20 protein-coding genes are annotated in these 22,567 nt (G+C 48.9%); 11 read left to right on the top strand and 9 right to left on the bottom strand.

All coding sequences use genetic code 11. The annotated features are described in order from the left end of the window. Positions 1-2: 2 nt before the first annotated feature. Complete coding sequence (gene glyQ / locus METTU_RS17475) at positions 3-917, bottom strand: glycine--tRNA ligase subunit alpha (protein WP_006893182.1); 915 nt, start codon at positions 915-917, stop codon at positions 3-5. Between the two features lie 139 nt (positions 918-1,056). Continuing rightward, on the bottom strand, positions 1,057-1,509 hold the full coding sequence (locus METTU_RS17470; RefSeq protein WP_006893181.1) for a nucleoside deaminase: 453 nt from the start codon (positions 1,507-1,509) through the stop codon (positions 1,057-1,059). A gap of 276 nt (positions 1,510-1,785) precedes the next feature. Here METTU_RS17470 and METTU_RS17465 point away from each other — a divergent pair, with 276 nt between their 5' ends. Next, positions 1,786-2,241, top strand: a complete 456-nt coding sequence (locus tag METTU_RS17465; RefSeq protein ID WP_006893180.1) for a ferritin-like domain-containing protein — start codon at positions 1,786-1,788, stop codon at positions 2,239-2,241. Between the two features lie 106 nt (positions 2,242-2,347). On the opposite strand, the gene METTU_RS17460 is transcribed toward METTU_RS17465, so the two are convergent. From METTU_RS17460 to METTU_RS17435, 6 genes are read right to left on the bottom strand one after another with little or no spacing between them, the layout of a single operon-like run. Beyond that, positions 2,348-3,502 carry an ABC transporter permease gene (locus METTU_RS17460; protein ID WP_006893179.1) on the bottom strand — a complete coding sequence of 385 codons (1,155 nt, stop codon included), beginning with the start codon at positions 3,500-3,502 and terminating at the stop codon, positions 2,348-2,350. Then, the gene (locus METTU_RS17455) at positions 3,499-4,653 is read right to left on the bottom strand and encodes an ABC transporter permease (protein WP_006893177.1); all 1,155 of its coding nucleotides are present in this window, start codon (positions 4,651-4,653) and stop codon (positions 3,499-3,501) included. Before METTU_RS17455 ends, METTU_RS17460 begins: the two co-directional genes overlap by 4 nt. Beyond that, the gene (locus tag METTU_RS17450) at positions 4,650-6,614 is read right to left on the bottom strand and encodes an ATP-binding cassette domain-containing protein (RefSeq protein WP_006893176.1); all 1,965 of its coding nucleotides are present in this window, start codon (positions 6,612-6,614) and stop codon (positions 4,650-4,652) included. The genes METTU_RS17455 and METTU_RS17450 overlap by 4 nt, the downstream gene beginning before the upstream one ends. Next, entirely contained in the window at positions 6,593-7,702 is a 1,110-nt protein-coding gene (locus METTU_RS17445; protein ID WP_006893175.1) for an HlyD family secretion protein, read from the bottom strand. Before METTU_RS17445 ends, METTU_RS17450 begins: the two co-directional genes overlap by 22 nt. A 22-nt stretch (positions 7,703-7,724) precedes the next feature. Then, positions 7,725-9,002 (bottom strand): TolC family protein, encoded by a 1,278-nt coding sequence (locus METTU_RS17440; RefSeq protein ID WP_006893174.1) that lies wholly within the window; start codon positions 9,000-9,002, stop codon positions 7,725-7,727. Beyond that, positions 8,989-9,603 carry a TetR/AcrR family transcriptional regulator gene (locus METTU_RS17435; RefSeq protein WP_006893171.1) on the bottom strand — a complete coding sequence of 205 codons (615 nt, stop codon included), beginning with the start codon at positions 9,601-9,603 and terminating at the stop codon, positions 8,989-8,991. The genes METTU_RS17440 and METTU_RS17435 overlap by 14 nt, the downstream gene beginning before the upstream one ends. Positions 9,604-9,967: 364 nt before the next feature. On the opposite strand from METTU_RS17435, the gene METTU_RS17430 reads away from it, so the two are divergent. From METTU_RS17430 to METTU_RS22735, 10 genes are all read left to right on the top strand, one after another. Further along, positions 9,968-10,984, top strand: coding sequence for an HlyD family secretion protein (locus tag METTU_RS17430; RefSeq protein WP_006893169.1), 1,017 nt, complete (start codon positions 9,968-9,970; stop codon positions 10,982-10,984). A gap of 7 nt (positions 10,985-10,991) precedes the next feature. Further along, on the top strand, positions 10,992-12,557 hold the full coding sequence (locus METTU_RS17425; RefSeq protein WP_006893168.1) for a DHA2 family efflux MFS transporter permease subunit: 1,566 nt from the start codon (positions 10,992-10,994) through the stop codon (positions 12,555-12,557). Between the two features lie 444 nt (positions 12,558-13,001). After that, a complete protein-coding gene (gstA, locus tag METTU_RS17420) occupies positions 13,002-13,610 on the top strand; it encodes a glutathione transferase GstA (RefSeq protein WP_006893166.1) in 609 nt (202 codons plus the stop codon). A 212-nt stretch (positions 13,611-13,822) separates the two neighbouring features. Beyond that, positions 13,823-14,482 (top strand): hypothetical protein, encoded by a 660-nt coding sequence (locus tag METTU_RS17415; protein ID WP_006893165.1) that lies wholly within the window; start codon positions 13,823-13,825, stop codon positions 14,480-14,482. A 23-nt stretch (positions 14,483-14,505) separates the two neighbouring features. Further along, positions 14,506-15,333, top strand: coding sequence for a glycerophosphodiester phosphodiesterase (locus METTU_RS17410; RefSeq protein WP_006893163.1), 828 nt, complete (start codon positions 14,506-14,508; stop codon positions 15,331-15,333). Further along, positions 15,330-16,916, top strand: a complete 1,587-nt coding sequence (locus METTU_RS17405) for a glycerol-3-phosphate dehydrogenase/oxidase (RefSeq protein ID WP_006893162.1) — start codon at positions 15,330-15,332, stop codon at positions 16,914-16,916. Before METTU_RS17410 ends, METTU_RS17405 begins: the two co-directional genes overlap by 4 nt. 178 nt (positions 16,917-17,094) lie before the next feature. Beyond that, the gene (locus METTU_RS17400; RefSeq protein WP_006893160.1) at positions 17,095-17,883 is read left to right on the top strand and encodes a PhnD/SsuA/transferrin family substrate-binding protein; all 789 of its coding nucleotides are present in this window, start codon (positions 17,095-17,097) and stop codon (positions 17,881-17,883) included. Positions 17,884-17,929: 46 nt separating this feature from the next. Further along, positions 17,930-18,865: an ABC transporter substrate-binding protein gene (locus METTU_RS17395; RefSeq protein WP_006893159.1), complete on the top strand. Its 936-nt coding sequence runs from the start codon at positions 17,930-17,932 to the stop codon at positions 18,863-18,865. Then, a complete protein-coding gene (locus tag METTU_RS24645) occupies positions 18,862-19,620 on the top strand; it encodes a TonB-dependent receptor plug domain-containing protein (protein WP_050897799.1) in 759 nt (252 codons plus the stop codon). The genes METTU_RS17395 and METTU_RS24645 overlap by 4 nt, the downstream gene beginning before the upstream one ends. After that, positions 19,512-20,873, top strand: a complete 1,362-nt coding sequence (locus METTU_RS22735; RefSeq protein ID WP_254258087.1) for a TonB-dependent receptor plug domain-containing protein — start codon at positions 19,512-19,514, stop codon at positions 20,871-20,873. Before METTU_RS24645 ends, METTU_RS22735 begins: the two co-directional genes overlap by 109 nt. Before the next feature lie 329 nt (positions 20,874-21,202). On the opposite strand, the gene METTU_RS17385 is transcribed toward METTU_RS22735, so the two are convergent. Continuing rightward, on the bottom strand, positions 21,203-22,516 hold the full coding sequence (locus tag METTU_RS17385; protein ID WP_006893156.1) for an S-methyl thiohydantoin desulfurase family protein: 1,314 nt from the start codon (positions 22,514-22,516) through the stop codon (positions 21,203-21,205). Positions 22,517-22,567: the final 51 nt, after the last annotated feature.

Raw genomic sequence — 22,567 nt, 5'->3', positions numbered from 1 at the left:
GATTACTCGGCCGGATTCTGACACATCGGAAACCCCAGCGATTCCCTGCGTTGGTAATAAACTTCGGCAACGGATTTGGCCAAATTCCTGACCCGTAACAAATACCGTTGGCGCTCGGTAACCGAAATGGCGTGACGCGCATCCAGCAGGTTAAAGGCATGCGAGGCTTTCAGCACCATTTCATAGGCCGGTAACGGCAAGTTCAATTCGATCAGCTTGGTGCATTCCTGCTCGTAGGTGTTGAAACACTCGAACATGAACTCGACGTTGGCGTGTTCGAAGTTGTAAGCGGACATTTCCACTTCATTTTGATGGAACACGTCGCCGTAAGTGACGGTGCCGAAGGGGCCTTTGGTCCAGACCAGATCGTAAACGCTTTTAACGCCCTGCAAGTACATCGCGATGCGCTCCAGGCCGTAAGTGATTTCGCCGGTGATCGGCCTGCATTCGAGGCCGCCGACTTGCTGGAAATAGGTGAACTGGGTCACTTCCATGCCGTTTAACCAGACTTCCCAGCCCAAGCCCCATGCGCCCAGCGTCGGTGATTCCCAATTGTCTTCGACAAAGCGCACATCGTGTTCGAGCAAATCCAGGCCCAAATGGCGTAACGAACCCAGATACAATTCCTGAATATTGTCCGGCGACGGTTTTAACACCACCTGAAACTGGTAGTAATGCTGCAAGCGGTTGGGGTTTTCGCCGAAGCGGCCGTCGGTCGGCCTGCGCGACGGTTGCACATAAGCCGCGTTCCAAGGCTCGGGGCCTATGGCGCGTAAAAATGTGGCGGGATGAAACGTCCCCGCGCCAACTTCTTGATCCAACGGCTGCAATAAAATACAGCCTTGATCTGACCAGTATTTCTGTAAGGCCAGGATGAGTCCCTGAAAAGTAGATAAGTCGTTGTTTATGCTGGACACGGATTAACGCTCTTGGGCAATAAAAAGTGGGGGATTATAACTGAAAAACCGCCATGGGGCATATCGTTAGATTGGGTCGCCGCATATTCAGACAGGCGGATTCAGCAAGCATTTTGGCTTGGAAAGGTGTCTGCGGCTGTTAAGTGCAAGCGCATTCGCCGATGTCTTCAAACCAGATTTGCGGCGATTGTTCGATAAAGCGCCGCATCAGCGCAATGCAATCGGCGTCGTTCATTTCAACAATGTGTACTCCGGCATCCTTGAGCCAATCCAGGTGGCCTTCGAAGTTGACCGATTCACCGACTACCACCGTGCCGATATTGAATTGCCGGATCAAACCCGAGCAATACCAGCAGGGCGCCAGTGTCGTTACCAAAATCTTGTCGCGATAGTTGGTTTGGCGGCCGGCTTTACGAAAGGCATCGGTTTCGCCGTGGATGGAAGGATCGTTGTCTTGTACCCGGCGATTGCGGCCGCGTCCGAGCAGGTTGCCATGCGCGTCGAACAGCGCCGCGCCGACCGGTACGCCGCCTTCATCAAAACCGGCTTGCGCTTCGGCGAACGCCACAGCCAGCATGTTTGTATAGTTCATCGAGAAATCTCCAGTGTGGGCATCGCGTTATAGGCAGGTTATGCGCTTATTGTATCCCCAAACAGCGCGTTTAAGTGGAGTAGCGCTTGATTCAAGCTTTGGGTCATTTTTTCATCAATTCATTTTGAGGAAAATTGTTGTTGCTATAGTCTAGGACTTCAAGTAATTAGGTGGTGAGACGGTGTCTTACATCGTTATCCGAATTTTTGATGAACATCTGAATGGGTGTCGCTTAATGTTAGGTGACATTTTTCTATAATCAACAGGAGCATCGACATGAACGATCAACAAAAACAACGGGCTGTAGATATTCTTAACAAAATTATGGAGCTTGAACTGGCGGGGGTTGTGCGCTACACGCATTACTCGCTGATGGTTTACGGCTATAACCGCATTCCCATTGTTTCCTGGCTGAAGGGCAATGCTGACGAGAGCCTTGCTCATGCGCATAAAGCGGGCGAGCTGGTGACCTTATTGGGAGGACATCCTTCTCTCAAGATCGGCCCTTTATTGGAAACAGCCAAACACGATATTGGCGATATTCTAAGAGAAAGCCTGGAGCACGAGAAAACAGCGATAGCCGCCTATTTTGACCTGCTGAAAGCCTCCGAGGGCGTTTCAGTATTGTTGGAGGAGTATGCGAGAGAGATGATTGTCGGGGAAGAACTGCATCTGGACGAGGTGAATAAAATGCTTCGGAAACCGGGCGATGTGCAATCGTTTGACCAATAAGGCGGTTAAGGGGTGCGCATGAGGTAATCAATTATGCGCACCGGTTCCACGGAGAACATCAACAGATGACGGCTTCAATTGATGTGTTTGATGCAAACTCCTGAGATTATCCAAACTGCCGCCGGAAACGCCACACGCCGAAGCTGAAGAAGACTAAGCCCAATAGCGTTAACCCAAGCAGCGAATCCTTTAAAACAGCAATGCCCGCGCCTTTGAGCAAAATGTCATAGCCCATTTCAATAAAGTAGTACAAAGGGGAAATAGCCATGGCCCAGCGAAGACCTTGCGGCATGGCTTCCGGCGGCGTCCATGCGCCCGAAAGCAGCAATATCGGCATCAGCAGCAAAATCACCAACATTGACACCTGGCCCAGACTGCGACTGACAGTCGCTATGAACAGGCCAATCCCCGAAGTTGCGAAGACATACAAAGCGGTTACGGCAAAGAACAGTCCGATACTGCCTTTAACCGGCAAATGAAAAACCGGGATGATGATCAGGAATAAACACACCGCCGTGCCTAAAAGAATCACCAGGCTCATGGCGATGACCTTGGGCAGCAGAATCTGGAGCGGCGTCAGCGGCGATACCGCCAGTTGTTCGATGGTGCCGCGCTCCTTTTCCCGAACGGCCGCCGCCGCGGGCAGCATCATCGACAGTATGGTGATGACAGTCAATAGCTCCGAGATCGACATAAACCAGCTGTCAATCTGGTTGGGATTGTACAACACGCGATGACGATCCTCGATAACGGGCAGGCTATCCACCTGCCCTGCGCTCAACCCAAGCTGTTGCATTGCCAGGTCCTGGCCGAAGCCTGCGGTAATTTCCGTGGCGTACGAGGTTGCCAACGTGCCCAGCACCGTATTACTGGTATCCACCTGTAATTGAACGGCAACTTGTTTGCCCCGCAACAAGTCCCGTTGAAAGTGTTCCGGTATATCCAGTACCGCCAGGATTTGTCCTTTATTTAACAAGTTTTCAGCTTCTTTTTTACCGGAAATTTCTCCCTTCAAATCGAAATAAGGCGGTCGAAAACGATAAATCAATTCACGGGAGGCGGCGCTATGATCATGATCGATGACCATCACCGATGCGCTGTGAAGATTCAGTTTTATGCCGTTGCCTGCCATATAAACGTCAGCGGTAAAAAAATAAACAATGATCGCAAGCAGCACCGGATCGCGGAAAAGCTGTTTCAGCTCTTTAACGGTCATGGCGATGACGCGATCCCACCATAACAGGAAACGGCTGCTATTCATTGTTTCGGCCTTTTGTGGAAATTAAGGTAGCCGACAACCCACAGGATAATAGCGTAAAGCATTAGCGCAACCACATCGAACCAAAGTTCGGCCCAGCCCAATCCTTTAAGAAAACTGCCCCATGAAATGCGCAGATAATAAAGCGTCGGGAACAAATGCGCCTCAAATTGGGTTCCCGCCTCCATTGATTCAATAGGCACCAGCAGGCCCGAGTACAGCATAGCCGGGACAAAGGAAATCACCATGGTCAGCATGATCGCGGCAACCTGGGTTTGAACCAGCAATGATATCAGTAGGCCGGCACCCGCCGTACAGATCACATAGATTACTGAGGCGGCATAATAAAACAGTGGGTCGCCTTTGAAGGGGGTGCCGAACACGTTCATGACTACCCACCAGAGAATAAGAATGTTCAGGCAGGAAATCAGCAGATAAGGCAGGAATTTACCCAGAATAAATTCGCTACGGCTGATGGTGGAGGCATAAATATTGTAGATAGAACCGTTTTCCTTTTCCCGCACCACGCCCAGCGCAGTAAGAAACGGCGGAGTCACCATCAACACCAGCATCAGCAAGCCCGATGCCATAGACCACTGGCTACGCAACGCCTGGTTATACAAATAACGCGGATCAATCAATACCGGGGCAACTTGAGCAAGGGCTTGTTCTCTGGAAATGCCACGCGTTCCGGCTAAATAATCAGCCAAGGAATAGCTATTAAAATTGGCGATAATCGCCGATACATAACCTTTTGCCACCTGTGCCCGGTAAGGGAAAACGCCATCGATAAGGCTTTGTACCGATGTCGATTGCCCGGCCAGCAGATGCTCCTGGAATCTGGGTGGGATGATGATGGCAAAGCGTATATCGCTATGCGCCAACAGCGCGTCGAATTCGCGTTCGCTACGGACATCGCCTTTGTAATCGAAATAACGGGAATCAATAAACCGGTGCAGAAAATCCCGGCTCATGGCCGTCTTATCCTGATCGAGCACTGCGAACGGAATATTTTCCACGTCGAAGGAAATCCCCCAGCCCAGTACCAGAAAGATAACCAGAGGCAGCACGAAAGCCATGGCGAAAAACAGCCGGTCACGCAAAATTTCACGCCACTCTTTATAAGTTACCGCCCAGACACGGATTAAATTCATGACAGCTCCTGGTTTTCCAGGGCCAGAACCCGGTAAACAAAAACATCTTCCAGCGTAGGCGCATGGACAGTCAAATCAATCAGCCGAATGGCCTGTTTATCCAGTAAGGCGTCAATCTGTTTTTTCACTGTTTCAATATCCAGCGCCAACAGATGAATATGCTTGCCGAATAGAGCGGCACCCTTGAAATCGGCCTGTTTAAGTAAAGCCAGCGCTTCCAGTGGGCGGTCGGTGGCGATTTTAAGCAATTGCCCGGCTTCCTGTTGCAAGGCCCGGATCATGTTTGTTGGTGAATCGTCGGCTATGATACGGCCTGCATACATCAGCGCCAGATGATCGCAATGCTCGGCTTCACTCATGTAATGCGTAGTCACCAGAATAGCGACTTGTTCCACGCGGGCAAGGCGCACCAGAATATCCCAGAAGCGGCGGCGTCCGACAGGATCGACGCCTGAGGTCGGTTCATCCAGAAAAAGCACGCCGGGCTGGTGGGCCAGCGCACAACCCAACGCCAGCCGCTGACGGATACCCATCGGCAGGCTGCCTGTCAGCTGCCCGGTGACATCGGCTAATCCGGCAATGTCTATTACCCAGGCGATGCGTTGCTTGATGATGCTCCTGCTAACGCCATAAATGCGCGCATAAAGATGGATATTCTCCAGCACCGTCAGATCCAGATAAAGGGAAAACGCCTGCGACATATAGCCGATGCGTTCCTTGATAGTTTGTCCTGCATAACGCATATCGGCGCCCGCCACCTGACCTTCTCCGGCGGTGGGCGGCACTATGCCGGTCAGCATTTTAATGGCGGTAGTCTTGCCTGCTCCATTGGCTCCAAGCAGGCCGAATATCTCTCCTTGACGAACTGTGAAATCGATCCGGTCGACCGCACGGAATTGACCGAAATCGCGGGTTAATTGCCGCGCCTCTATAGCGATGCCTTGACCTTCAGGCAACGGCGGATCCAGACGGGGAACGGCATGATTGTTTGTCTTCTGATCGGCCAGTCGCCGCCTGCGCAACAAGGCAATAAAGGCATCTTCCAGTTCGGCTTCAGAGGCGCGAATGGCTTTAACTTCGACGCCAACGAGCAAATCGGAGACTGCTTTTGATGCCTCATTCGGAGATTTATCATCAACAAAAACCCGCAACCGGGAGCCGATGGCTTCCACCTGGGCATAATGATTTTTAAGTTGATCCAGCGCCTGAATCTGGGGTTCGGCCGACAGCTCGACCAGACTGCCTTGCGCCTGCCGACAAATAAACTCCGGCTCTCCTGCGGCCAGTATGCGTCCGTCATACATCAAGGAAAGCCGATGGAAACGAGCCGCTTCATCCATATACGCCGTAGAAACCAACGCCGTAACGCCCTGCTCGCGTAGCAGTTCGGCGAGAATGGCCCAGAAGTCGCCGCGCGAAACCGGATCAACGCCGGTTGTGGGTTCGTCAAGGACGACCAGTTCAGGTCCATGAATCAGTGTGCAAACCAGCCCCAGTTTTTGCTTCATGCCGCCGGAGAGATTTTTCATCGGCCGGTCGCGAAACTTGTCCAGCCGGGTTATTTTGAGTAGCTTTTGTTTGCGCTCGGCAAGTTGGGCGGGCGTTACCTGACGCAGTTGCGCAAAGAAATCGATATTTTCCTCGACCGACAAGTCGCCGTAGAGATTGAGGCCCAGCCCCTGCGGCATGAAACCCAGTCGCCCTTTTATGCGCTCTGCGGACGACTCGGAATCAACCTTGATACCGAACACTTCCAGCTCGCCTTGTTCAAAGGACAGCACGCCGGCAATCGCCTTCATCAAACTGCTCTTGCCGGAACCGTCCGGCCCGATCAGTCCGTAAATTTCGCCGCGCTCAACACTCAGGTCAACGCCTTTTACGGCGGCCTGTTTTTTATAGCTTTTGCAGAATCCCTGTATTTTGATGACAGGGTTTTCATTTACCAGCGGGGTTTCGCCCATGGCGCGTTCTCCTGCCAACGAATCACCGCGTCGGCGGGTAGTCCGGGAGTCAATCGGTGATCCGGATTTTCATCCAGATAGAGTTTGACGGCATAGACCAGCTTGATTCGCTCATCGGCGGTCTGGACTTCTTTAGGCGTGAATTCCGCCTGGGAGGCAATATAACGGAGCGTCGCCGGAAATGGCTTATCCGGAAATGCATCGGTATAAATCCGGGCAGGCAGACCTAATCGAACCTTGCCGATTTCTATTTCCGGCACATAGACTTTCAAATACAGACGATCCAGATCGACAATGTCGAATAGCGGACTGCCTGCCGCCACCACTTCACCGGTGTCGACAACACGGGTAGTAATCATGCCGGTCGCAGGCGCTCGAATAACAAGATCGTCCAGCATGCTTTGCGCCTCGGCCAGTGCCGCTTCGGCCTGTGTCACTTGAGCAGTCAGTGCCGCGACTTCGTCCTCCCTGGCTTTGACTTGGTCCCAATCCAGCCCCGCTTCCGCCAACAGTTTTTCGGCCTGAACAACGGCAGCTTGAGCCGTGGTGCGCTGCGCATGCGCCACCTTCCAGCTTAGCTCGGCCTGTTCGCTGCGCTGTTTGTCTACCGTTTGTCTTTTTAACAGTTCGCTGAACCGCTCGGCATCCTTGCGAGTCTGTTCTTCAGTGGCATTGGCGGAAGCCTGGAACGCATTGGCATGGGTAACCCCGGCTTTAGCCGTTTCTACCTTTAACGGGATGTTTTTCTTGAAAATTGCCAGCGATGTCTGCGCGGCCGTGAGCTTTGCTTTAATGACATCCACCGCCGATTTGGCCTGATCTAATCGGGCGCGGGTCTGGACATCATCCAGTTTGACCAGAATTTGGCCTTTTTCAACCGGATCGCCTTCCCTGGACAGCAATTCAGTGACGCGTCCCGGCCATTTACCGGCCACGGTGTAATGATCGCCCTCGATGCGGCCATTAGCCTGAACCAGTCCTTCGGGAAAAGGCGGTTCGCGCCACGCCAGCCACCAGACGACCAGTGCAATGAGCAAACCACTGATGAGCAGCGCGATAACAGTCAATATTCCGGTTTTATTTTCCATATTCGATGCAGGGAACCCAGTGTTATAAAATGCCTAACGCGCGCCGCAAATGTAGTGTCGCCAGTGTGGAATCATAATTCGCATTATTAAAATTATCGTGCATCGTCTTGCGCAAATCTTCCGCCTTAAGCAAGTCGGTATTGGTGGACAAGCCCTGCTGGTAGCGGTCGGTGGTGACTTTTAAGTTCTCATCGGCTTGCGCGATGGCTTGCTGAGTCACGGCGATGCGTTTTTGCGTTTCTTGAATATCCAGCCAGGCTTGGCGCACCTGCAAGCCGATCATACTGGATAAGTCGTCGCGTTGCTCTTTTAAGGCAATCGCTTGACGGGTAATCGCATCGCTACGATGACCGGAGCTGCCGTCGAATATTTTCCAATCCACGCCGACATTGGCCATCCACATGCCTTCAAAGGCCTGATAGCGGTTTTCCTGGTATTGATAGCCGCCATTGACGGCGACCTGCGGCAACAGTCCGGCTTTTACGCTCTGTGCCTGTTGGTCTAACGACTCTATTTGCTGCGCCAGCGTGACCAATTCGGGCCGTTGTTTTAACGCATTGCCGCTCAGGTCGTTTAATGTGCCTTGCGGGGATTCAGGGAATTGATGAGCCAGCTTAACCTCATCGGCAAGATTCCGGTCCAGTAGCCGGTTATAGTGCGCCTTGGCAATGTCCAGTTGATTATTTGCCTGCACGACCAGCTGCCGGGCATTGGCCAGCTCCACATTGGCCGCCAATACGTCGTTACGCGCGACCATGCCTTGATCGAACAGGTTATTCACATCCTTCATGTGCAGGTCGAGAGTATCGACATGGCTTTGCGCAACCTGCAAGGCGCTATCCATGCGCAATACCGTGATATAGGCTTCCGCCACCTGCATTTTGATATTCAATACCGAGGTGGTTTCATTGGATTGAACCGCTTGCAAGGAGGCTTCGGCGGCATCGATGTTATGGCTGATACGTCCGCTGGTGAAAATCGGCACCGAGGCAATCGCCTGGGCTTTGACGCTTCCGGCCTGAGCGGTGTTGAACTGGGCCGATTGCCCCGCTATCTGGGCTTTTGCCGCCGGTGTTTCGCTAAACTGGGTGTAACCGCTGCTTACGTTAAGATCGGGTAAGCGCTGCCCTTGGGCAGATTGCAATTGCTGTTCGGAGGCGCTGGTATCGGCTTTCGCCGACTTGATCTGGTGGTTGTTATTAATGGCGCTGTTCCAGGCGTCTTCCAGCGTTTCCGCCGAAGCCCCCGATGCAGTCAGAACCAGTAACAGTCCGATTAAATGATTTTTAGGACTTGGCATGGAGCATACCCCGCATGTAAAAAGCAATGACTTGTGAGACCAGGCGTTTTTTTTCGTCGGCGGAAGGCCGTAGCGTTTTCGACAACAGGCAGCGCAAATGCAGGTCGCCTTTCAGCATGCTGAAAAACGCATCCGCCGCAAATACCGGATCGGCGATATGATAGCTGCCGTCGGCATTCAGTTGCCGGAAATAGTCCTCCAGCTGCGTCAATACGGCTTGCGGGCCGCTCTGATAAAACAATTGACCCAGTTCCGGGAAGTCCGGGCTTTCCGCCACCACCAGCCGGTAAATGGCCAGCGCATCTTCGGCATAAATCAAATCCACTGCGGAGGTCGCGATTTGGGTCAGATTGTTTTCCACGCCATCCGACTCGATAGTCAGCTGGGTCATGGTTTGCAATAAAGACTCGCAAAGATCGGAAATGACTGCCGCGAGCAGGGCGTTTTTGCTGTCGAAATGGTTGTACAGCGTCGCCTTGGAAACCGGCGCGGCCTGGGCGATTTTTTCCATGCTGACGTTACGGTAGCCGTGCGCCAGAAACATGCGGGTTGCACCGCTAAGAATGGCTTGGCGTTTGGGGTCGGTGGGTTCTGAAGTCATGTTTTGTTAAATTTTAAGAGTGATGCGATTTATAGTCAGAAAAAATCACCACGAAGACACGAAGGGCACGAAGTTATTGGGCATTCCTTGATGGTTACAATCTTCAGTCATTTTGAAATGATATTATTCCCAGTTTCAATATGACGGCTATTAGGGAAAGCTAATAACCTGACTGAAATTTATATGGCAGCAGGAAGTATTCTATTCTTTAAACCTTCGTGTTCTTCGTGTCTCGGCAACTGCTCCTTGCGTTGCTCTACCTCCTGCATCCATGCAGTCGTTCGTGGTGAATCTATAACTTTTTGCGTAATGCCAAATGATAGTTTAGACTAAACTAAACCGTTTAGTTTATCAAGGTCATTTTATGCCCCGTTTTCGCTCTGTTTTACTGATTTTATTGATAGCCATTCCTTTAATCGCAGGAACCGGCTATTGGCTGCTGGATCGTCAGCATTATGAGACTACTGATGATGCTTATCTGCAAAGCAATATCGTGTTAATCAGCCCCAGAGTACAGGGTTATGTGACGCACATAGCTGTCAATGACAACCAGGCCGTCAAGCAAAATGACGTTCTGGTAACGATTGATGACCGGGATTATCAGGCCAGGGTTATTCAGGCGGAAGCCAATATTAGCGCGGAAGTAGCTCACATTGAGCGGCTGCGGGCAATGAAAACCTCCCAGCACGCGCACATCGAAACCGCCGGTGCCAATATCGTTGCGGTGCAAGCCAGACGGGAGCAAATCCAAAAAGATTTGCAGCGCGTTAATAACCTGATCGATCGGGGTTCGGCGGCCAGGCAATCCCTGGATAAAGTTCAATCGGAGTCCAAACAGGCAGCGGCTGAACTCAGAGGCTCCCAAGCCTCAGCCAGCGCCGAACACAATCAACTGGCCACGCTCGACATTGAAATCACCGAAACCGAAGCCCGCTTGGAAAACGCCCAGGCGCAATTGACCTTGGCGAAAATCGACCTGGAACATACCCAGGTCAAAGCGCCGGTAGACGGCATCATCGGCAATCGCGGCGTACAGCTTGGACAATTGGTGCGTCCCGGCGTTGCGTTGGCCTCGTTGGTGCAAAACAGCAAAATCTGGGTGGAGGCGAATTTCAAGGAAACCCAGTTGCAACACATGCGCTTGGGGCAGCCGGTTACGGTTAAAGTGGATGCCTATCCCGATCTTGAATTGACCGGTAAAGTGGACAGTTTTTCACCGGCCAGCGGTTCCGAATTCAGCATCCTACCTGAGGAAAATGCCACCGGCAACTTCACCAAAATCGTGCGCCGGGTACCGGTAAAAATAGTTTTCGATTCGGCTGAGAACATTCAGTTATTGAGGCCGGGCTTATCGGTTGCAGTCAAAGTAAAAGTACATTAATCCTGTGATGGAAACAGATAATCAGCAAACAGAAACGCCGCTGACCCTGGGCCAGTGGATCGGTTTTTTCAGTATGGCGGTTGGCGTGTTCATGGCGGTGCTGGACATCCAGGTTGTCGCCAGTTCGCTACAGGAAATACAGGCCGGGCTGTCCGCTACCAAGGATGAAATTGCCTGGGTGCAGACCTCTTACCTGATTGCCGAAGTCATTATTATTCCGTTGTCCGGCTGGCTGGGCCGGGTTTTCTCGACCCGCTATTTATATGTCATTTCTGCGGGCGGATTTACCCTGGCCAGCCTGCTTTGCGCATTCGCCTGGAATCTGCCGTCGATGATCGTGTTCCGCTGCTTGCAGGGCTTTCTTGGCGGCGCGATGATTCCGATGACTTTTACCGTGATCTTCATTCTGTTTCCCCCGCGTTTGCAACCGGCCATGACCATCGTACTCGGATTGATTGTGACCATGGCGCCGACCATCGGCCCGGTGCTCGGCGGTTTTCTTACCGAAACCTACAACTGGCAATTGCTGTTTTTGATCAACATCATCCCCGGCATCATAGTCTGCATGATGGTGTGGAAGTATCTTGATATTGATCAGCCCGACTGGGCGCTGTTGCAGAAAATCGATTTTGTCGGCATAGCGCTGATCGCGGTTTTCTTGGGCAGCATGCAATTCGTGCTGGAAGAAGGCGTGCGCAAGCAGTGGTTTGAAGACCATCTGATTGTCGCCTTGACGATTGTTGCCGTCGTTAGCGGCATCGTCATGTTGATTTGGGAGCTGAAAAATCCTCACCCGATTATCGATCTCTACGCATTCCGCAATATCAATTTTGCGGTGGGCTGCGGCTACAGTTTTGTGCTGGGCGTGGGGCTTTATACCATCATTTATTTGACGCCCATTTACCTGTCCAGCGTTAAAGGCCTTAACAGCCTGCAAATCGGCTACTACTTAATGGTTGTCGGGGTTTTTCAATTGCTCTCGGCGTTTATAGCCGGGCCGTTGGAGAAAAAAATGGATTTGCGCTGGATGCTGTGCCTGGGCTTTGGCTTGTTTGCGTTGGGCTCATGGATGAATGGCGGATTAACCGCCGAATCCGGGTATTGGGAGTTTTTCTGGCCGCAGGCTATTCGGGGCGGCGCATTAATGCTGTGTTTCCTGCCTATCAACACCTTGGCCTTAGGCCTGTTGCCGGTGGAAGAAATCAAGAACGCCAGCGGACTTTATAACCTGATGCGTAATTTGGGCGGTGCGATAGGACTTGCGGTTGCCAACACGCAAATGATTTATTTAACCAAAGCCCATTATGCAAGGTTGCGAGACTCGGTTACCGCAACCAGTTATCAGGCGCAGGAAATGCTGGAAGGATTAACCGCGTCGATGCAGCAAATGAATTTACCCGATCCTGATTTGGCCGCGTTAAAACAAATCACTGGGCTTGCCTTGCGGGAAGCGGAAGTGATGACTTTTAATAACCTGTTTCAGGTTATCGCCGTTATCTTCTTGGCTTCGCTTGCGATTGCGCCATTTCTAAAGAAGGTGGATGGCGAAAAGGCGGCTATGATTCACGAATGAAGCTGTCTCAGCGTAGGGCGCGCCGTGCGCGCCTTCTTCGTGGCGTGGGATTGATGAGCTTGATTCTCTCTGGCGCGCGCGGCACGCCCCACACAAAGTAACGCTTACGAAATAAGCGCTATTACGCAAACTTCTACCGGCTATCTACAGATTACCTTTTTATCGGACAATCCAGCTTTAATTAAGGTTAACTCATTGTCGTTGATGATAATTTAAGCTTGCACGGTATTACCAAGCCGGTGTATTTGGTGGTAGATTGTTTTTATTGCGGAATGAGTATGGTCGCCATGAACAACACCCGCGGCGGCGACTATCAAACGATCTGATTTTGGCGTAGACAACTATGCGCCGACCCTCGCTGATGCAGTCAACATCGTGCTTCAAGTTGAAACGATCAAAGACTGATCGGCCTTGTTTGTTAATGCAGCTCAGAGGAAAAAAACCATGAAACTTTATTACAGCAAAGGCGCTTGTTCGCTATCTCCCCATATCGTCGCTTGCGAAGCGGAACTGCCGATTGAATTGATTGAAGTCGATTTGCAAATAAAACGTACCGAAATCGGGGAGGATTTCCGGTTGATAAATCCTAACGGTTACGTGCCGGTGCTGATCCTTGACGACGGCAACAAGCTGATGGAAGGTCCCGCTATTGTGCAGTATCTTGCCGATCAGGCGCCGGATAAAGAATTAGTCCCACCGGCAGGCACATTCGAGCGTTATCAGCTGCAACAATGGTTGAATTTTATTTCAACCGAGATTCATAAAGGAGGGTTTGCGCCTTTGTTTAATTCCGCCACGCCTGAGGCCGCTAAAAAAATGGCGATTGCGACATTGACTTCGCGTCTGGAAACCGTTGCAGAGCATCTTTCGAACCGGGCATTTTTGCTCGGCGAACAGTTTACCGTGGCCGATGCTTATTTGTTTGTCATGCTGGGTTGGGGCGCTTATGTCGATGTCGATATTTCGCGTTGGCCGGTGCTGGCGGACTATGCCGCTAAAATTTCCGCGCGTCCCGCAGTGCAAAAAGCGTTGAAGGAAGAAGGGTTGGTTTGAGATTCGCTAGCTGGTAGGATGGGTAGAGCAGCGCGAAACCCATCCTACCAGCTTGTTCCAGCACAAGCTCCGCATTTGTTTGTACGCCATGTCCTGTTGGCATATACTCGGTTCAATCAAAAACAATTACACGATGAATTTATGAAGCATATACGACAAGTTAGGTTTTTTATAAGGCAGTCGCTGTTGGATATAGCACGTTAGAACTGACAATGCCCGTCTTGTATAAGTATTTGCCATCAAGGTACGCTCCTGAATTTCTCGATCGCGGCGAAATTCTGTTCAGAAACCTGACTTATTTTCGACAGCACGAGGGAAAGGTTCGTGGTGATGTTTATGAAGGCATTCATAAGAACCACCCTGGAACAGACATCGTTTTAGAGAGTCTCACCCAAGGAATTCGGTCAGTGGGGAAATTCTCGCTCCTGAACTCTACGAACGCTGATCTTGTATTCGCCTTTTGTCTTTCCAAACGACTCAGTAAAGGCTTGATGACTGAGTTTGAGTGTGATGCATGTATAGAGATTTTCAAACCGGATGAATTTATCCGTCGGATCCGCTTTACTCTAGCGCGTTTGACATCAGTACATCGAGTAGGACTTCTCGCTCAACCTGTTCACTATTACCACCCCGCCGAACCGGCACTATTTGATGTTAAGGAACCAAAGCAACTCGCGTTCGTCAAGAACGAATTCTACAAAGAACAGGAAGAGTTCAGGCTGTGTTTTGGCACGAGACAAGCATTCAAACTTGTACAGCAGATCGCACAGCCGCATCATGACCCATACGATGATGCTATGAAAGGCCAATGCAAGGAAAAGTTAGTCCGGGTCGGGGCTCTACACGATGTTGCTCGTTTCGTTCTGCCGTGAAGCAAGTATAAGGATATAACCCAATGAGCAACCAGAGCACATGTTTGATCTTTGCCCACCGTGGCGGAAATAAAGAGGCAGGAACCTTAATTGCCGAAAACACCCGCGCCGCCTTCAATAAAGCACTGCAACACCCGATAGACGGCATTGAAACGGATGTGCAGTTGAGTCTGGATGAGGTGCCGGTGCTTTGGCATGACTGGGAGCTGGATAAGCTGGGCCATCCGGGAAAATACATCGACGATTTTAATTTCGCGCAGCTTGAACAAATGGATTTTGCGGGATACAGCTCGCCCGATGCGGTGCCGGAAGGCGCTTTGAGTCTTAAGGAGTTTATTGACAGTTATCGGGGGCGTTGCGGTCTGGATATTGAGCTTAAAAGCCGCGACGGGGAACCGCAGCAACGGCTGGAAAGCAAGATACTGCAAATGCTGGCTATTATCGGCACATTGGCCGCCGATGGCGTGTTTATTTCCTCATACAGTCTGCCCGGCCTGATTTTTGCCCATCAACACTCACCGGATTTGCCGCTTTACTATCTGCTGTCCGGCCATCACACTCAAGCTGATATTGAGCGGTTCCTGACAAATTCGCCGGGAGCGAATTTGCATTTACCCGCAGGGTGCCGGGCAGGAAAGCCCGGCATGAAAGATTACAGCTTCCTGTCCGGTTTTTGCCTGCCCATCGACATTCATAACGAATCCATTGCAAAGCTTTTGCGAGAGCAGGGCAAAGGCGTCGGGGTTTATACCTGCAACAGTGAGCAGGAGATTCAAAAAGCACTGGATCTGAAGGTCAATATCCTGATTACCGATTACCCGCAGCTGGCATTACAGATGCGCGATTCGTGAAACGGGATTTTGTCCAACTGGCCGATCAGTATTTTGATGTGCTGATTTGCGGCGGCGGAATTTACGGCGCCTGGACGGCGTATGATGCCGCTTTGCGAGGTCTCAAGGTCGCGATCATTGATCAGGGCGACTGGGCCTCGGGAACCTCATCCGCTTCCACCAAACTGATACACGGCGGCCTGCGCTATCTGGAATCGCTGGATTTCAAACTGGTTAAAAAAGCCTTGCGCGAACGCGAGATGTTGAAGAAAGTCGCTCCGCATCGCGTCTGGTCGTTGCGTTTTGGCATTCCGGTTTTTAAGGACAGTCGACTAAATAGTATTCGCCTGAAAGTCGGATTGATGCTTTATGATTTTCTGGCCGGAGCGCTTGGCTCCGACCAAGTTCATCGTCATTTCAGTCGGGACGCCTTCGCGGAGCGTTTTCCCTGTCTCAATCCTACATTGTTAACAGGCGGTTTTACCTATGCCGACGCTCAAACAGACGATGCCCGCTTGGTTCTGGAATTGATCGATGGTGCGTTATCGGCCGGGGCGGTGTGCGTGAATTACTGCAAAGTAACCGGTTTTATTGAGAATAAGGGACAAGTCTGCGGCGCTAAGGTTCAAGACAAGGTCGACGGCAAAACAGCAGCCGTTTACGCCCGACAAATCGTTAACACCATCGGTCAATGGACGGCTGAAAGCGGATGCCGACTAACCAAGGGCGTGCATTTAATCCTGCCCAAGGCGCTGGGCAATGAAGCGCTGTTGCTGACCGCGAAAGCGGACGGGCGGGTGTTCTTCATGATTCCGTGGTACGGGCTGACGCTGCTGGGCACCACCGATACCGATTATAGCGGCGATGTCGATCAGGTTTGCGTCGAAGCGGATGAAGTCGATTATCTGCTGACCGAAGCCAATCGTGTGCTTGAAGTAAACTGGACTGAGGCCGACATTATTGGCCGTTATGCAGGACTGCGCGTTTTAAAACAGAGTTCAAAAACTACGCCGTCTGCGGTCAGTCGCGACTGGGAGCTGAAAGTCGCTGATAACGGCCTCTTGACCTCCATCGGCGGAAAAATCACTTCGGCGCGGGAAGACGCAGCTCAAATAGTCAATATGCTTTGTGAAAACTTAGGTATCAGTGAACCCTGCAAAACTAACGGCAGGCCGTTTCCGTGGCTGCCTGATCAGGATTATCAGCTGTGGTCGAAGGCGGCTGTGGCCGAAGCCGTAACACTGGGCATAGACAAAGAAAGCGCCCAATGGCTGATATGGCGACATGCAAAACGCGTGTCGATGATTTTTCAATTAATCGAACAGGATGCGGCGTTGGCAAGGCGAATAACGCCTTCGCTACCTTTTATTCTCGCTGATTTGGTGTTTTGTGCCGGTAATGAAATGGTCGTTCATTTGGAAGATTTGCTCAGACGGCGGATTCCCTTGTTAATCCTGGCAAAAATGACGCAGTCCGAATTACGGTCTCTCGCCGAAATGACTGCAACAACGCTGGGCTGGGATGAGACTGCTTTAAATAACGAATTTGTGATGTGCGTCAAAAAAAATATGAACTGCGAACAATCCGGTTCGATATTTTTTTGAGTTCCCAGGCGACGGTGATAATGATTCATTGGAAGAGGATTTAGTGGTATTTTTACGGTGCTTTATTTTTCTTTAAAGGCTATTATTGCGACTTCTTATAATTAAAAGAATAATAAATGATCTCCCCAAAGGCTTCTTTCTTGGTATTAACGTGCGGTTTTAACGAAATATACTAGAAATGAAACGCATCTTGCCTGTCTTTTTTATCTTTTCTGTATTTATTACCGGAAGTTACTGGTCTGCCTATTCCAATGTAGGGTCGACTATCTATTTTTATAATCCGGAAACAAACATCAATAATTTTGCCACGTTAAAAACAGCTTTTGATACGTATTTGGTGAACCATGGCGGTTATTATTTCCAGCCTTTTGATAGCAGGGAAAATTTTGAAGCGGTAATCAAGGAAAAAAAAGGCGATATTTATTTATTATCCAGTTGGCATTTAAAGGCATTACAGCAGAAAAATGTGCCGTTGAAAATAGCCTTGGTCGGCACGTCAAAGGGCAACACCATGCAAAGGAAGGTATTAAGTACGAAAAAAGACATTGCCGATGTCAGTATGCTTAAGAATACCGTAGTTGCAGGTGCAGGAAGTGAAGAATACATTCACAGTGTATTGAAGCAAATACTCGGCAAAGAGCAGGAAGCGTTACTTAAAGACATCAAAATACTCATTGTGCCTAAAGACATCGATGCGATTATGGCGGTGGGTTTTGGCATGGCGAGTGCTGCCATTTCCGCAGAAAGCGGTTTAGATAAGCTGGCGATGATTAATCCCAATCAATTTAGAGAATTACATAGCTTGGGGTTTAGCGAAAAGGATTATTTATTAGTTGCGGCAACATTGAAAAAGCCGGAGCGGCAAGAAGCGGAATTACTGGAAGTGTTACGAAAAATGTCGGAAGCCGATGCCGGTGGAGAGAATTTAAAGTTACTGGGCATAGATGGCTGGAGGGCAATGCAATGAAATGCTTCAATAATCGCCGCGCGTCTTATAAAGACAGGAGCCCCCTATGAAAATAATGGAATTTTGTAAGGTCTTAATCCTATTGAGTGTCTTTTGGGTTAGCGCCGGTTTTGCCCAGCCGAGTAAGGTGCTGATTGTTAATAGTGATAATGCCGTTTTTCGATATGGAACAATCGCCTCTGAATTTAAAAAAGTCTTGCAGCAAAACGCTTATCAATGGACTGAGTTTAATTTAAACAGTCATGCCGATGCCGAAGCGGAGCTGAAACAGCTTATCCAACAAGAAAATCCTGTGCTTATTTATTGCATTGGAACCAAAGCTTATTCGTTAGCGCGTAATGTTGCCTCTAACAAGAAATTGTTATTTTCAGCCGCTATTAATTGGCGAAGATTGGATATTGGCGAAGGAACTTATGGTGTAGCCAATGAATTGTCGTCTGCGCAAGAAATATCGTTGTTACGCTATTTCTTTCCAACAATTAAAAACATAGGCTTACTCTACAATGATAAATTCAGCCGCGAATACGTAGAAACCATTAAAAAAGATGCCTCAGCCTTAGGCATAAATATCATTAATCAGCCCATTAATGATGCGCAAGAAATCGGCGATGCGCTCAATGAATTGCTGCCGAAAATAGATATGTTCTGGATTATTTCCGATCCGGTTGTTTTAAGCAGCAAAGCGTCAGTGCAGCAAATTTTTCAATCGGCGCAACAACGGAAAAAGCCGGTTTACGCCTACAGCGATGTGTTTATAGAACAAGGCGCGGTTTTGGCAATTTCTGCCGATCTTGCAACGATTGGGCGACAATCGGCAAGTTTAGCTCTAATGGTGGATAAGGATAAAGTGCCGGAGGGGACGGTGCAAAACCCCGCGGGCTCAACGGTTACTTTAAATAAATGCGCTCTCGACGCCTTGCGGCTCAATTTCAATCAAGACGCTCTGGATTCGGTTAATAAAATCGTGGAGTGTAATAAATGATTAAATATTTATACACCCTACTGGTTGGCGCCTTGGTCTTGAATTCGAGTGCTTTTGCTGACGCGTCAGCACCGAATGACGATCTGGAAAAGGAATTGGCGTATCTTGCCGCCGAAAGGCAAGTCGTGGTTACGGCTTCGAAAATGGAAGAGCATGTGGACAAAACTATTGCTACAACTACCGTCATTACCCAGGACGATATTGCACATATCGGCGCACGTAATTTGTTGGATGTGTTGCGTTTGGTTCCGGGGATCGGTATTACTCAAAATCAGATTGGGTTACGTGAAATTGAGGTGCGCGGTGTTAAAACATCGCTGTCCGAAAAAGTGCAGATTATGTTGAACGGGCATCCGCTGGATCATAACCTGCAAAATGCCGGCAGTGCTTGGGTTTACGATGATTTACCGGTTGATACAATCAAGCGCGTGGAAGTGGTGCGTGGTCCGGGTTCGGCTTTATACGGCGCTAATGCTTTCCTTGCCGTTATCAACATCATCACCCAAAACGCCAAGGACTTGAATGGACTGCATACCTCAGCCGGTTGGGGTAGCTCGATACCCAGCAATATCGGGCATCCTGGGGCAAGCAATTTCATAATAGCGCCGAAGCGGCGTTGCATTTTAATTTTACCGATACCAACGGTATTAATTCGCCAATTCCCGCCGATAGTTCGAGCGTACAAGGTCTCAATTCCGCTGCGCCCGGTAAAAGCCAACTCACTGAGGGTCGTTATGACCTGGAATGGCAGTTAGGGTATCAGGACTTTAAACTGGACGGGCGTTATATCAATAAAAAAGCAGGTACATTTTTGGGAGCAACATCTATTCTTAGCGATGACAGGACTCAACAAGATTATAACGATTATTTCCTGCGCTTGAGTCGGACCTGGAAGATTCAAGATAAGTTCACGGTAGATACCCAGCTATTTCACGATTTTTTTAGTTATGATAATTTATGGCAGGTTGCACCGGCTCAATTTAGCCGTTTCGGGCTTCAGGATACGCGTACCGGCGGTGAAATTCAGGCTAACTATCATCTCAATGATGCCCAAACCGTGATCGCGGGATTTTCTTATGCAAAAGAGCAGCAGGGTAACCTTATAGATCAAGCAGGAACCGATCCGGCACATCTGACACAGGTGCTACCTAGTACCGAAGCAAGAACACGTCAACGTTGGGGCGTTTACATTGAAGATGTGTGGGATCCATTAAAAAACTTACGGATGACCGTGGGTGCTCGTTATGACCGATACAGCGACTTTGGCGGCACATTTAATCCCAGGATGGGCTTTAACTGGGAGTTTATTAAAAATTATTCACTCAAATTTTCTTATGGCACCGCTTATCGGGCACCTTCTTTCGGTGAGCTTGGTTCTATCAACAATCCTGTGTTATTGGGTAATCCAGCACTTAAACCGGAGCAGGTTAAAACTTTTGAAACGGGCATTATCGCCCATCCTGTGACGGGCTTGACGACTCAGGCTACCTATTATCACTCTGCAATCAATCAAATTATCACACAAGTTTTCGGGCAAACAACGTTTTTGCGTTACGACAATAATGGCAGCGTAGTTGCCGAGGGCGTTGAATTGGAGACGCGTTATGACTTTGGCGGCAAGCTGCAAGGTTCTTATATAAGCGCCAATCATGTCTTGCAGCATAGCGTCCAGCTTAATCAGCAGTTAGCGGATGTGCCGCGGCAGCGGACCAACCTGACAGCTTTGTGGGCTTTCGATAATACCTGGAGTAGCTTTGCGCATGTCCTTATCAAAGGCAGTACATTGCGCAATTTAGGCGACACACGGCCGGATGTGCCTGGATATGCCTTATTCGATCTGGGCTTACTGGGGAAAAACATGTTTGGCAAGCAAGTCGACATCAGTTTTAATGTCTACAACTTATTTGATAAACGTTATTACGATCCGGCTCCCGCCAGCTTGAATTTTATAGGTGATTATCAAATGACCGAAAGATCCTTTTTTGGGCATGTCAGCCTGAAATTTTAATTAAGGAACGTAATACATACGAGAATAGAAGCATGGATAAATTAGAGGTCTAGCAAAAATCCCTTTTTAATAAGCTTTAAAAATAATCCTAGGGTGATATGTTAGGCATAGCTTGTAACTTGTAGAGCGGTGGATTGCCTTTCGGCGAATCCACCTTACGGGTTAGGTTCTTAATAGATCATTTTATTTCTCCTTTCTAAAAGGGTTAATGTGAAAACCCATCACTCAATGTGAAAGAGTACCGGTTTGCCCCTCATCAAAAAACGCAGCCAGACAGGGGCGATCTTGGCTACCTAACAAGTTATTATCTAAAAATGCAAAGATTTCCATTATCCGTTGTAATACGCCATTAAATCCGGCAGTGGAATATATTTGTCGGGAATAGGTACATGATCTTCAGGGAACGCAGCCAAGGTTTCTTGAATATTTGATAAAAACAAGCTCACAAGTATAGTATTTTGCAATTTTTCATAAGCACACAGCCCGATAATACCGACCTCTGTTTCTAACGGTATGTTTTTAGGGTTTTTTTCAGGATCACTATTTATATCGGTATTTGAGAATGGTTGAGCGTCTTTCCTGGCAAGAAAGTTTATTGAATCAGGCCCCATAGCAGCATAGCATTTCCTTGTTACATTCCATGCTAATAGATTTTCATTTTTATAATAGATGAAAATTGTTTCATCTCCATTTGTTACCGTGATTTTTCCAGCTTCAAAACCGCTTATTTTTCTCTCTTCCTTATTGGTGATTATGCCTTCAAATAATGTATAACTGGCTAGTGAAAAGCTACCCAGAAATTTCAGGAATTCATGATAATCTCTGGATTCAATCATGTTCTGGCCTAAATTCCATGCAACACCCACTGTCCATTGAATGAATTTGGCTTGGTTTTGGCTAGATAAAATTGAGCAATTTAAGTCAGAGCCCTGCATTGGATAACATGCTAAACCAGCGGTGCTGTTATGTGACTGGGCAAATCGCCGTGCCTGATTCTCCGCATCCTCTGCATCTTTTACCTGTACAATTATTTTTTGATAATGTCCGGATTCGTCTGTATCGGAAGTCAAGATAACAGGATTTAGTGATAGCTTATTAATATTGAAAAGCGTCATGCTCAATTCCGGTACTGCTCTGCCGCAGGGATCCCCATTAATTACTGCGATCCCCTTTTTAGCTGAAATTATAAAAGGGATTAAGGCATTCATTGCCCCCATTTCAACGGGGATCAAATAGCCTAAGGGTTCTTGGCCGGATTGGGCTAGATAATTATCCATTTCCAAGAAAGCATTTAATGAAGCCGTTTTCCCGAAACCTTCAAGCATTTTAGCGGGAGAGCCTAAAACCGCCAGAAGAGATATGTTTTTATTTGCTTCAAGGTTATCAGGATTTACATAATACATAACATCGACATCGTTAATCATTTTGTCCATAAAAAGCAGGGTCAACCCAATTGATCCGCCGCCGCCGGATGCTAAAAAGCATGCGCCATAGACAATGTAGTTAATATCTTTTTTCGTTAATTGATAATTGCCTGGGCCAAAATCTTTTACTTTATAGTCATTTACACCCGCTTTTTTTATCGGTTTGTCTTTATCAAATGATGATTTTTGAATTGAAATTTTATTAAAATCATTAAGCATAAAAAATCCTCATTAAAATTAATGAATTATGTCTGTTTCGGTTGAAGGTTA

Source organism: Methylobacter tundripaludum SV96, assembly GCF_000190755.2.
In the GTDB taxonomy this organism is placed as follows: domain Bacteria; phylum Pseudomonadota; class Gammaproteobacteria; order Methylococcales; family Methylomonadaceae; genus Methylobacter_A; species Methylobacter_A tundripaludum.
The sequence above is the reverse complement of the archived record's forward strand: the minus strand, read 5'-3'. Positions and strand labels throughout refer to the sequence as shown.